At 40.9% G+C, this 12,048-nt stretch carries 11 protein-coding genes and 1 pseudogene; 9 read left to right on the top strand and 3 right to left on the bottom strand.

Annotation, left to right across the window (positions count from 1 at the left end):
- Positions 1–152 precede the first annotated feature (152 nt).
- The 3 genes from scrK to FHQ08_RS12060 form a co-directional block, all read right to left on the bottom strand.
- Positions 153–1,025, bottom strand: a complete 873-nt coding sequence (gene scrK, locus FHQ08_RS12070) for a fructokinase ScrK (RefSeq protein WP_230914637.1) — start codon at positions 1,023–1,025, stop codon at positions 153–155.
- Positions 1,026–1,046: 21 nt separating this feature from the next.
- A complete protein-coding gene (locus tag FHQ08_RS12065) occupies positions 1,047–2,468 on the bottom strand; it encodes a glycoside hydrolase family 32 protein (protein WP_230914636.1) in 1,422 nt (473 codons plus the stop codon).
- 82 nt (positions 2,469–2,550) lie between these two features.
- A complete protein-coding gene (locus FHQ08_RS12060; protein ID WP_230914635.1) occupies positions 2,551–3,837 on the bottom strand; it encodes an MFS transporter in 1,287 nt (428 codons plus the stop codon).
- Positions 3,838–4,378: 541 nt separating this feature from the next.
- On the opposite strand from FHQ08_RS12060, the gene FHQ08_RS12055 reads away from it, so the two are divergent.
- The 9 genes and pseudogenes from FHQ08_RS12055 (at position 4,379) to FHQ08_RS12015 (ending at position 11,922) form a co-directional block, all read left to right on the top strand.
- Positions 4,379–5,185 carry a pyrroline-5-carboxylate reductase family protein gene (locus tag FHQ08_RS12055; protein WP_230914634.1) on the top strand — a complete coding sequence of 269 codons (807 nt, stop codon included), beginning with the start codon at positions 4,379–4,381 and terminating at the stop codon, positions 5,183–5,185.
- A 130-nt stretch (positions 5,186–5,315) separates the two neighbouring features.
- A pseudogene (locus FHQ08_RS12050) lies at positions 5,316–5,960 on the top strand (VOC family protein); the annotation flags it as partial.
- Between the two features lie 14 nt (positions 5,961–5,974).
- Positions 5,975–6,826, top strand: a complete 852-nt coding sequence (locus FHQ08_RS12045; protein WP_230914632.1) for a transporter substrate-binding domain-containing protein — start codon at positions 5,975–5,977, stop codon at positions 6,824–6,826.
- A 24-nt stretch (positions 6,827–6,850) separates the two neighbouring features.
- Entirely contained in the window at positions 6,851–7,564 is a 714-nt protein-coding gene (locus FHQ08_RS12040) for an amino acid ABC transporter permease (protein ID WP_230914631.1), read from the top strand.
- A 2-nt stretch (positions 7,565–7,566) separates the two neighbouring features.
- A complete protein-coding gene (locus tag FHQ08_RS12035; RefSeq protein WP_230914630.1) occupies positions 7,567–8,373 on the top strand; it encodes an amino acid ABC transporter permease in 807 nt (268 codons plus the stop codon).
- Entirely contained in the window at positions 8,360–9,100 is a 741-nt protein-coding gene (locus FHQ08_RS12030) for an amino acid ABC transporter ATP-binding protein (RefSeq protein WP_230914629.1), read from the top strand. Before FHQ08_RS12035 ends, FHQ08_RS12030 begins: the two co-directional genes overlap by 14 nt.
- Positions 9,101–9,115: 15 nt before the next feature.
- On the top strand, positions 9,116–9,865 hold the full coding sequence (locus FHQ08_RS12025; RefSeq protein WP_230914628.1) for an SDR family NAD(P)-dependent oxidoreductase: 750 nt from the start codon (positions 9,116–9,118) through the stop codon (positions 9,863–9,865).
- Positions 9,866–9,886: 21 nt separating this feature from the next.
- Positions 9,887–10,888: a uroporphyrinogen decarboxylase family protein gene (locus FHQ08_RS12020; RefSeq protein ID WP_230914627.1), complete on the top strand. Its 1,002-nt coding sequence runs from the start codon at positions 9,887–9,889 to the stop codon at positions 10,886–10,888.
- A gap of 89 nt (positions 10,889–10,977) precedes the next feature.
- On the top strand, positions 10,978–11,922 hold the full coding sequence (locus FHQ08_RS12015; RefSeq protein ID WP_230914626.1) for a mechanosensitive ion channel domain-containing protein: 945 nt from the start codon (positions 10,978–10,980) through the stop codon (positions 11,920–11,922).
- The last annotated feature ends 126 nt before the right edge of the window (positions 11,923–12,048 follow it).

Genomic DNA, 12,048 nt, shown 5'->3' with positions numbered 1-12,048 from the left:
AGTAGGCCAATGAAATGAAGTTTCTCATCAATAGAATATCTGGAACCTTTTCGGCCCATAAAAAATACTCCTTCCTAAGCAAACAGGTTTTAATTATTTACCTGTCTACTTAAGTAGGAGTATAGCCCTATTTGGGAGAGAATCTTTTTTAGCTAGTCTTTTAAGGCCTTGATACCAAGGGCAAAATCACCTAATGTCGCGGAGCCATTGTTAGCAACTTGGGGCATGGTAATATAATTTTTTAAAGGTGGTAGGTCAATATAGTGGTTGAGTAATTGATCAAATTGAACACGTACTTTTTCTAAGAGTGCCTCGTCAACAACACCGCCGCCAAAAACAATTTTATCTGGTCGAATGATCAAAGTTGCCTGAATAGCCGCTTGCGCCAAGTAGTAGGCCATAATATCCCAAACTGGATGGTCACGGGGGACTTCAGGGCCCTTAATGCCCAGCCGCGCTTCTAAAGTTGGCCCACTGACTAGTCCTTCCAAACAATCTTTATGAAATGGGCAAATACCAGGGAAATCTAAATCTTGGGAATGGCGTTTAAGAAAGGTATGGCCCATTTCTGGATGGCCAGCGTTACCTAAAAATTCGCCATCAATGACCGCGCCAGCACCGACACCAGTGCCAATCGTGTAATAAACCAACGAATCGATTTTTTCGTTGGCTAGGGTAGACATAACGTATTCCCCATAAGCCGACCCATTAACGTCTGTCGTCCAGAACATAGGGACCCGGATTTTTTGCTTCAAAGTACCTACAAAATCAGTATTTTTCCAACCGGGTTTCGGTGTATTCGTTACATAGCCATATTTTGGTGAGCTTTGGCGAATTTCAATCGGGCCAAAAGAGGCGATGCCCAAAGCATCAATGTCAAACTTGGCAAAATAATCCAGAGTTTTCTGTAATGTTTCTTCCGGGGTGGTGGTGGGAAATTGAGTTTGATCTTTGATCCGATAATCTTCATCACCGATAGCACAAACAAATTTTGTACCACCTGCTTCAATACTACCAATTTGCAAAATGAAACCTCCAATATTGTTTTAAAATTTGATCGCATCTTTTGCTAGTTTATAAGTTGTCACGCTGGCGGTCAATGTACTTTTTGTTTCTAAACTGATCGTTGGCGCAGTAGCCATATAAAATCGTTCTGAAAAAGTTGCGGCGCCATCATTGATGAAAATCTCGGCTGAGCTTTGATCAATGAAAATAGCCAGCACCACTTTTTCCGATTGGTCTATTGTAGCATACCTCTGATCTTCGCGATCAGATCGACTTAAAACGAATTCATGACTATCTGCCAAATAAGCTAATTTTGTGAATGTGTCGCCATTGGGGCTAGCGATTTTAAAGGTAAAATCGGTTTGTGCATCCTCTAATTCAATTTGGAATTCTAAGTGCCGCTCTGTTGTGCTCAACAACCATTGATTTTGAAAAGTCTTTTTGTCGTCTAGCAATTTTTCTTGACGCAATTGTTTCGTTTCAGCAATTGGCCGCATCCCCAAATGATTGCCATGAAGCACTAACTCGCGTGGTAAGGTTAGCGCACCAGCCCAGCCATCTGCTTGTTCAGGCATTAAACTTTCCCACATGGCCAGCCAACCAATGACGATTCGGCGGCCATCAGGGGTCAAAGTCGTTTGAGTGGCATAAAAATCGTGGCCATGATCCAATTCCTTAAATGTATCCCGTTGGAATTGATTGGTTTGGTAATCATAAGTGCCAATAAAATAGCCCGTTTCATGTAAATTAAGATATTTTTTTGGTGTCGGAACGATACCTTGAGGCGAGGTGAGGAGAACGTGTTGCCCATTCAGATAGAAAAAATCGGGACATTCCCACATGTAGCCTTCTTGATTGGCATTGGTGGCTTTGGTGATTGGCCCTAAGTATTGCCAATGCAGCAGATCAGTGGAACGATAAGTAATTACGCGGCCTAGCCCGTCTTGTGCTTGGCTGCCTAAGGCAAGGTAGTAATTGCCATCATAGGCCCAAACCTTTGGGTCACGAAAATGCTGGGTATTATCTGCGGGCGCTTGAGCAATGATCGGGTTAAGCTCGTATTTGGTAAAATGAATGCCATCCGTACTATAGGCCAAATTTTGGTTTTCCCAGAAATGATCGGGATCGTCATCGTCGTAGTAATGTTGTCCCGTATAGATGAGATATAGTTTGTCATTTTTAACGATGGCACTACCAGAAAAGCAACCGCCAGCGTCTTCGGGGTCGCCAGGTGTCAAGGCGATGGGCAGTGTCTCCCAGTGGACTAAGTCGGTACTGCGGGCATGCCCCCAATGCATGGGGCCCCATTCAGCAGCATAAGGATAATACTGGTAAAAGATATGATAATAGCCTTTGAAGTAACAAAAACCGTTGGGATCGTTGATCCAGCCAGAAGGCGCCATGACGTGGTAACCTAAGCGATAGCGGGTATCTGTCAAAGAGATAGGTGATTGCGTTAACATAGGAAAAATCCTTTCTATGATCTGAAATATGATTTGATAGATTTTAAAAGATGATAACCGGTTGTCATAAATAGCAAAAAAATTAAGCGCGGATAAAGGGATCACCATGGACATCTTTATCGTCCCGTTTCAAAATGAAGAAGGAATAAATACCGGCTACCAAAACGATGCCAGAAATCACGCGGAAAGTATCGCTATATCCGATATGGTCTCGGAGCGTGCCTAATGGCGTGGACAAGATTACTTGACCAACTTGGGCAGCCACTTGAAAACCAACCATATATAAAGTTGCTGAAAGTTTGGTATTAAAATGCAATGTGAAGTAACGAAACATAGGGAGGGTAAATAAAGGTACTTCCAGCGAGTGTAACATTTTGATCAAAGAAATGGCAACTGGATTTGTTGCAAAGCCACAAGCACCAATGCGTAAGCACATTACCGTAATACCGAGTAATAAAGTGTTGCGAACGCCAATTTTTTTCATGATCAATGGGACCACACCCATCATTAATGCTTCACAGAAGACTTGAATTGAATTTAATGTGCCATACATATGCTGGCCTAATTCAGGAGTGGCAAAAAGTTTGGTGTAGAAATCGGGGAACATTTGTTGATCAAAGACCGTGTAAAAAGTCCAAGTAAACATGATAAAAATGATGATCAACCAAAGTTCTGGTAATTTTAATAGATGCAGCATGTCCTTAATAGAAGGTGTTTGACTGGTGGTTGCGTCCGTTACTGTCATATTTTGTAAAGCTTGCTTTTCGGCTTTAGGCTGCCAAAAAATTAAATTTGCTAATAGTAAAAGGCCAAAGAATGAACCACCCCAAAAATTTAATTTTGGATCAATAACGAATAAGAAGCCGGCCAGTAAAGCGACCAACGCATATCCAAAAGAACCCCAGGCCCGAGCTTGGCCGTATTCAAAGTCAAATTGACGGCTGAATTTCTCTGAAACGGCTTCAAAAATGCCGGCAGCGGCTAAAAAGCCAGCTGATAATACGATTGAACCCACTACAATGCCCACCATAAAATGTGTTTTCAACAAGGGGGCATATAACCAAACGAAGAAGGGACCAATCAAGGTTGCAATCGTAGCACAAAAAATAAGTAAAGTTCTTTTAATTCGTAATTTATCCTGTAAAGCGCCATAAACGAACATCAAAATTAAGGTTACTAATGAGTTGGCTGAAAAAATCGTCCCAACGGCACTCCCAGATAGGCCAAGGCCATTTTTTTCAGAGGTTAACCATAATTGAAAGAAAGACCACCAAATACCCCATGAAGCAAAAAAAAGTAATAATGTCAGTGAACTTTGTAAATAAGACGGATTCTTTAGCGTTGTTGTCAGCTGCTTTTGATTTACCATAGTCTGTTGACTCCCTGTCATAAATTTAAATGATCTGTATTCACTAGTGAAAACGCTTTAGCAATTGCTTACGAATAGAAGTATAATTGAACCGTTTTCATATGTCAACCGGTTGTCATATTTAAACGAATATAATTTCATCAGCTATGGTGCTTGAAGCGACATGCTAATGCCGTATCACCAAGAGACGCATTAGCCTGAACTGATGTATAAATTAAAAAAATAATATTTAATGTTGACAGATACGTTTTCCCATGCTAGTTTTATTAAATAGTAATTAGATTTTGATTGGAGGTTTGCAAGATGCATGCAATGATGATGATGAATTGTAATATGTGCTGTATGTCGATGTGTTCTGAAATCGGCTTAGTTTCGCATAGACAATTACGTGATCATCTATTCTTGAATGTATCTTGATATTGGCCTAAAAGCCTAAACTAGTCAAAGTTGAAGACTGATACATACACGTAAATTCGTTGTAGCGTGAACTAAGTATAGCCCTTAGTTCACGCTATTTTTTTATTTTTTTAGGAGGTTTTTTATGACAACAGCATTGTACAGTTTTGGCGGCGGTCAAATGGTGACTGCCATTTTACGCGCAGCATTGAAAAAACATGCATTCCAACCAACAGACGTATTCGTCAATGATATTAGTCCGGATCGAGTCACTTATTTGCGCGAAACATTTGCGATTGGCAGCGACTCAAAGATAGACCAAAAACGGTTAGCAGAAGCAGCAATTATTTTACTTGGCGTTCGCCCCCAAGATGACTGGGTAGGCTTGATCCAAACCATTGCACAAACAAATACCCACGCACAGGTAGTTTCAATCATTGCTGGTGTGACCCTTGATCAATTAAAAGCTGCTTCTAATGTTAGCAATTTGGCAGTAACACGAGTCATTCCGAACACTTTAACTGATACGGGTTTTGGCTATAGTGGCGTTACCTTATCAGCTCATGCTGACCAGGCCCAAGTTGAGCCATTTGTTAAGAGTTTTGGCAAGGTAGATTATATTCCAGAAACACAAATTGATAGTTATACCGGTTATGGCGTGGCTGGCCCAAATTATATTTATAATTTTTTCATTGCTTTAACTAATGCGGGTGTTTTGGGTGGTTTATCGCGCAAGCAAGCGAATGCGATCGCCTTGGAAAATCTGCAAGGTGCTGCGAGAATGTTAGAACTAACTGGAAAACACCCAGCCGAATTATTGGATATTAATAATTCAGCAGGTGGGGTCGGTATTGCCGCGCAACATGAACTAGATGCAAGTGATTTTGCTGCAGGTATTCAAAATGATGTTTTGGCAGCAATTAAACGGACAACTGAGTTGGGAGGGCATTAATTTGGAGATATTAAATTGGGATCATTCAATGCTTAATATTCAAGATTTAGATCAAGCCATTGCTGATTTTAAAGCAGTCGGGGTGATTTTTGCTCGCGGTGGTCGCCACGAGGCTTGAGGGACGGCTAATGCCCTCGGGTACTTTGGCTTGAACTACATTGAGCTGATCACTGTTGATGATCGCCAAAAAGCTCAGAGTGTCCAGCGTTCAGATGCGGCCTCTGTCTATGACGCCATTCAAGATTTTAAGCATCAACGCGAGCGCTTTAATACGGTTGCTATTAGAACATCAGATATCCAAGCGACGTGGCAGCGCTTACGTTCGGCTGATATCAAAGTAGGGCCAATCCAGGAAGGTCAACGGCGAGATGAACAGGGACATTTAATTTCCTGGACCATCTTTTTTATTGATGATACGATTGCTGGACTGCCTTACCCGTTTTTTATCAATTGGCAGATGAGTGACGCAGAACGAACGGCACAATTAAAAGCGCAACAGCTTTTAGTCTCGCATTCTATTGGCAATATTCTGGTTCATGAAGGTGTTTTTAAAGTTTCAAATCCTCAAGCAGTGGCTGAACGGTGGGCACAAATGCTCAATAGCACCGCGAGCCAACAAAACGAGGATTGGATCGTACCTATACAGGAACGCCAATTTCGTTTTATTCAAGGTGATGAAAATCATTTAGTCACGTTGCGCTTTAAGGGGGCAACTGTAAAAAATTTACCACAAACATTGCAATTTGGTACTGCAAAATTGGTATTTGAAGCCTAAATGGAGGGAAAAACATGATCAAGAAACGAATGATTCAAATTATTGTATTGTCGCTAACGACAGTGGTGGCTGGTGTATTTGCTATTTTAGGTTTTGCTCGCCCAGCACAAGCGGTTACGACAGTCAAAGTGGCCTATGCAACGACCAATTATCCAATTACTTATCAGAACAGTAACAAACAAGGTGATGGCTATGATGTTGCCATTATGAAAGCAGTGGATAAAGCGCTACCCCAGTATAAGTTCAAATATACCGGGACAAGTGACGATGACGTTTTGATTGGCGTTAAGAGCGGCAAATATGCTGTCGGTGTGAAAAATATTTTTTATACCGCCGATCGAGCTAAGACTTATCTCTTTCCAAAAAACTATTTTGGCGTCAGTGATTCTGGTTTTGTTGTCCGCACAAAAGATAAAGCAAAATATGATAGTTTAAAAAAATTGACTAAGAACCATGGTAAATTAGTGCCCATCGCACCTCAGAATGGCCAATATGCCATAATCGCCGATTATAACAAAAAACACACCCCTAAAATTAAATTAGGCAGTGCAGATACTTTTGTTGTTTCTGATGCTTTGAAATGGGTCAATGAAGGCCGCTATGATGCATTTTTTGCCATCAAACCAATGTTTCAGGCCAATGTAGAAAAGAAAAATGGCGCCAATGCTGATTTGAAAGGCAAATTGACCTATGTCACTTTGGGCGGCATCAAGACCTATCCGTTATTCAATAAAGATCAGAAGAAACTAGCGGCTGCCTATGATCAAGCCATTAAGAAAATTATTGCGTCTGGTGAAGCTAGCAAGATTTCAAAAAAATACTTTGGTCAAGATAACTTCAAACTTTTAAATCAAAAATTTGATTGAAGACATTAAGAAACGAGGCCCTTTATGAAAGAATTGAGTTTGATTCTTCAATTTGTGCAGCAGATTCTACCAGCAATTTGGATCACATTGCTTATCTCAGTCATTTCCATTGGAATCGGGACGATTTTTGGCTTTTTACTGGCTTGGGGGAAAATGAGTCGGCTCAAATCAGTGCGCTGGCTAACGTCTATTTATGTGAGCGTTATTCGAGCAACGCCAGCAATTATTATGATCTTTATAGTCTATTATGGCCTGCCTTTTCTTTTCAAAGGCTGGTTTCATCTTAATATTGAAGGCTGGCAGCGGATGTATTTTGTGATCATTGCTTTGACCTTGCTATTTTCAGCGCCAGTAGCCGAAATCATGCGTTCAGCATATCTTGCCGTGCCTAAAGGTCAGCAGGAAGCTGGTTTACTGGTTGGCATGACTAAGTTTCAAGTCTTTTATCGCATTCTGCTACCTCAGGCTTTCGTGATTGCGTTACCCAATTTTGCCAATTCAGTGATCAATTTACTTAAAGAAGGGGCATTGACGTTCACCATTGGCGTGGTAGATATGGTTGCTAAGGCACAAATGATCGTTTCTAACAACTCGGGTGGCTTTGCTTTTGAAACTTATGGCGCTTTAGCTTTAATTTATTGGGTGATCTCATTAGCAATTGATAAATTTGTGTCAAGTGCTGAAAAAGCCTATAGACGCAAGCGACAGACGATTGATGGATCAAGAGAGGCGGTATAAAGATGTCTTTAGATACAGCATTCATGGGTCAAGTATTCAAGTTGACCCTGCAAGGCGTACCAGTCACACTCAAAATCGTTTTAGTGGCGCTGATCATTTCTTTACCGATAGGTTTTTTGTTTGCATTGATACGTATTTATCAAGTCAAGGTGTTAAGCCCACTAGTCCGCCTATATGTCTCATTCGTGCGCGGGACACCAATTATTGCGCAAATCCTGATTGTTTACAGCGCTTTTCCAAGTTTTCTAGCACAGTTTATCGGCAAAACTGCCTTTAACATTGATCCAATTATTTACGCTTATATCGTTTTTGCCTTGAACAGTGTGGCAACTTTGACAGAAGTTTTCCGTTCTGCACTGCAGACAGTCGATAAAGGGCAGTTGGAAGCTGGGCTGCTTGTGGGTATGACGCCAGCACAAACCTTTTTACGTGTGATTTTACCCCAAGCCCTGATTTCTGCCTTACCCAATATCACCAATACAACGCTTTATTTGATCAAAAATTCTTCTTTGGCTTTTATTATGTCTGTCAAGGACATCACAGCAGTGGCTAAAACGCAAGCAGCCTTTTCGTATAATTTCTTGGAAGCTTATTTGGTGGTTTGGGTTTATTACCTTGTCATTGCTTACGTGGCTGAGTTCTTATTTTCAACCTTGACGCACTACTTTAGTCGATATCTGGTAGCTGAGCCCAATAAAAACTGGTTTCAGCGCTTGTTCAGTTTCAGGCAGCCAAATACCGCAGTGACAAATACCCAAGCAAAACGCGCACAGTTTATCGCTAAGGAGGTCAATCATGTTAACAATTAGTCATTTAAAGAAGCGTTTTGGTCAGCGCACGATTTTAGAAGATATTGATTTAACCGTTCATCAAGGTGATGTAATCACACTTATCGGACCGAGCGGTTCTGGTAAGACAACTTTTTTACGCATAATTACGACCTTGGAACAAGCAGATGGCGGGCATATTCAGTTTGCGGGTATTGACAAAGATTTTGCTGATCTAACCAAAAGAGATATTCAGACAATTCGCCGTAATGTAGGTTTTGTATTTCAAAACTATAATTTATTTAATAATAAGACCGTCTTGCAGAATGTGACAGAAGGCTTGATTGTTGCGCAAAAGCGTTCAAAAGCGGCCGCAAAAGCTATTGCGGTCAGTGCATTAGCAAAGGTCGGTTTAGCTGACTTTCAAGATTATTATCCATCTCAATTATCAGGAGGACAGGCGCAGCGGGTAGGGATTGCCCGGGCCATTGCTTTAAATCCAAAAGTGATTTTCTTTGATGAGCCAACCTCAGCATTAGATCCTGAATTAGTAACTGATGTTTTGCAGGTTATGCGGCAATTAGCAGCAGAAGGCATGACGATGGTGGTGATCACCCATCAAATGAGTTTTGCTCGCGATGTTTCTAATCAAGTTATTTTTATGGCTGATGGTCATGTGATTGAAAAGGGACAGCCCAGTCAACTTTTCACAACACCAAAAGTTTCGCGAACCAAACAATTTTTAGCCGAAATTTTAGCAACCGTTTAGGAGGCGGATAAATAGATGGGCACACAAAAGAAAGCTATCATCATCACTGGTGCTAGTAGTGGTATTGGTCGGGCTACGGCGATCGAATTAGCCAAACAGGGATTCGATTTACATTTATTTGGTCGTAATGCGTCACGTTTAGCAAAGGTTCGCCAAGAGACATCAGCGGTGAATCAAGCAATTTCCAGTCAGATCTATCAAGTCGAATTGACTGATAAAACAGCTGTTAAGCAAATCATAACCGAAATTACGGATCGGTTTGGACCGATATATGGTTTGGTCAATTCGGCCGGTATATTCAGTGTTACCGACGTGACTGATTATGATGATCCCACCTGGGAAGCAATCATGCGGGTTAATTTTTTTGGCACGCTGTACCCAACGTTAGCGCTTTTACCACATCTATACGCGCAAAAATCAGGTAGTATTGCCAATATCACTTCTGTGGATGCTTTTGATGGTATCCAAGGTTATAGTGCTTACTCAGCCTCTAAGGGTGCCGTGACTAGTTTAACCAAGACACTAGCAATTGAAAGTGCGAAGTACCAGGTACGTGTGAATGCGATTGTGCCAGGTGTGACGGATACAGAAATGACCCATACACGTATTCAGGAAAACTTAGCCAAATACCAAGCAAAAGTTCCGTTAGGGCGTGCGGCCGATGCCAATGAAGTTGCCGCACCAATCGCGTTTTTATTTTCAAAAGGCGCGACTTATATTACTGGACAAAATATTCACGTCAATGGTGGCTGGCGTTTGGCTTGATAAATTAGGAGGTGGATTCTGATGACAACTAAAAAGGATGTTTTATTAGCAACCTTAGCAAATCAGCCAACGGATCAAATCCTAGCGGGTTTTTGGCACCATTATCTCGCGGATACAAAGCAGCAAGTCTTTGGGTACCGTAATTTGGATAGCATTCAAAAAGTCGTCACATTACAACAGCAATTTTTTGATCAGTATCAGCCCGACTATACGAAAATTATGAGTGATAATTTCTTTCTATTACCCAGTTTGTTGGATCTGCCATTACAGCAAGTGACGGATTTGAATCACATTGAACCGGTAGCGCCAACTGATCGCTGGTTTCAGCGTCAAATTGAAGCCTTGAAAAAAATCGTTGCTCATTATGGTAACGTGATTGGCAGTTTTTATAATATTTTTTCGCCCTGGTATCAATTACGTTTACGATTTGAAATCATAGATGGCGATGATCAAAAAATATATCGTTTTCTAAAGGCAGATCCTGAGTTATTCGGGCGAACATTGGATCGTTTGGCAGATGATCTGAGTGAATTAGTCACCCGTTTAATTGATCAAACGGGTATTTTAGGAATTTACTTATGTGTGCAGCAGCCCCAAGATCCAACCGTTGATTTGGCTTTATGGCAACAGTATGTGGTTCCTAGCGAAATGAAGCTGTTACGTGCTGCTCAGACTGCCAACGATGGAAATATACTACATATTTGTGGTTTTGCTGGTGCTCACAATTACTTAGCAGATTATCGCGGGTATCCTTTTAAGGCAGTTAATTTTGCGACCTATGTGGCGCATGTGACGTTAGCTGAAGGCAAACAGCTTTTCGGCGGTCGGACGGTTTTAGGTGGTTTTGACAATACAGAGCAGGGCGTCTTTTATCGAGGGACGCGCGCTGAAATTGTGGCGGAAACGCAACGTCTGCTTTCTAAAAATGGTCGACAAGGGATTCTTTTAGGTGCTGATTGCAGTGTGCCTTTTGATCAAGATGACCGTCACGGCCAGTGGGTCTCCCAAGCAGCTAATAGTTAAAGGGACCTAACCAAGGAAAGGTTGTAGTGTTGATTAGAATCATCTAGTTATTTTAGTTGTGATACGATTAAGATAAGTAGGTGATAATGGTGCAGACAGAAGTTAACAAAGTGATTGATGCGGTTAGTCATAAAGTTATTCAGAATATTAATAATTCTGGTGAATTGAGCGGGAAGCTTGTACTTTCTGTTATATTGATTTTTATTTGGTTTTTGTGTGAACGGTTATTAACAAAGTTATGGCCGCGGTTGATTGATAATATCAAGATTCTTAATGCCGTGCATGGCATTAGTACCAATTTGTTGCGACTGATATTCAGTATTGCTTTAATTTGGGTTTGGCTCAATGCTTTAGATACATTTTTGATCATTGCTATACTTATTGTGGTGGTCCTCACAATATCGGTTAAGGGCTTGTTTAGTAATCTGGTGGGTTGGTTTTTAATTGTTTATAAGCATCATTTTCGTTTATATGATCGCATTGAAATGGGTGGCATTAAAGGTGAAGTCATCGGTATTAAACCTTTGTATTTTACATTAATGGAATTGAGTAATTGGTTTGAAGAAGATGCACCTACTGGAAGAACGATCAAGATCCCCAATCGTGATATTCTCACCAAACCAATTTATAACTATGCGAATATGACGCCCTTTTTGTGGAAAGAACTCAGCTATTTGGTGACTTTCGATAGTGATTGGGAGCAAGCATTGACCATCATAAAAGAGCTTGCTAATGAGAATTATCAAACTTTTGTCAAACGATTTTTAGCAGATGAAAAAAGCAAGACAAGAACATTAAAACAGTTAGCACTATTTGATGGACAACCTAATCCAGAAACTGTTGTGACTGTTAAGGAAAAAGGTATCGTCTTAAAAGTGCGATTTATTGTCCATTACAAAGAAGGTACTAAAGTAATAACCGAACTTAATCAGAAAATTTTAATGGCCTTTAAGAATCATCAGAATATTCGAATGGCTGGAGACGTTTGGTACTTAACGACATTTAAACCAGAACGAAGTCAAAATCAAGAATGAGAATCGAGTAGGAGACCCTAACGGGTCGGCCTCTCACACCACCGTACGTACGGTTCCGTATACGGCGGTTCAATAACTTAAGCGTTTCTGAATAGACTGGTACGTTGTGGACAGATTGATAAGTCC

It is taken from the genome of Agrilactobacillus fermenti (assembly GCF_021030645.1).
In the GTDB taxonomy this organism is placed as follows: Bacteria; Bacillota; Bacilli; order Lactobacillales; family Lactobacillaceae; genus Agrilactobacillus; species Agrilactobacillus fermenti.
Note: the sequence above shows the minus strand (reverse complement) of the source record. Positions and strands in the feature narration are given on the sequence as shown.

What these genes read in the sequence shown, in the direction of transcription:
- FHQ08_RS12065 (WP_230914636.1), bottom strand. Translation starts at nt 2,468, where the DNA reads ATGTTAACGCAATCACCTATCTCTTTGACAGATACCCGCTATCGCTTA.
- FHQ08_RS12060 (WP_230914635.1), bottom strand. Translation starts at nt 3,837, where the DNA reads ATGGTAAATCAAAAGCAGCTGACAACAACGCTAAAGAATCCGTCTTAT.
- FHQ08_RS12055 (WP_230914634.1), top strand. Translation starts at nt 4,379, where the DNA reads ATGACAACAGCATTGTACAGTTTTGGCGGCGGTCAAATGGTGACTGCC.
- FHQ08_RS12045 (WP_230914632.1), top strand. Translation starts at nt 5,975, where the DNA reads ATGATCAAGAAACGAATGATTCAAATTATTGTATTGTCGCTAACGACA.
- FHQ08_RS12040 (WP_230914631.1), top strand. Translation starts at nt 6,851, where the DNA reads ATGAAAGAATTGAGTTTGATTCTTCAATTTGTGCAGCAGATTCTACCA.
- FHQ08_RS12035 (WP_230914630.1), top strand. Translation starts at nt 7,567, where the DNA reads ATGTCTTTAGATACAGCATTCATGGGTCAAGTATTCAAGTTGACCCTG.
- FHQ08_RS12030 (WP_230914629.1), top strand. Translation starts at nt 8,360, where the DNA reads ATGTTAACAATTAGTCATTTAAAGAAGCGTTTTGGTCAGCGCACGATT.
- FHQ08_RS12025 (WP_230914628.1), top strand. Translation starts at nt 9,116, where the DNA reads ATGGGCACACAAAAGAAAGCTATCATCATCACTGGTGCTAGTAGTGGT.
- FHQ08_RS12020 (WP_230914627.1), top strand. Translation starts at nt 9,887, where the DNA reads ATGACAACTAAAAAGGATGTTTTATTAGCAACCTTAGCAAATCAGCCA.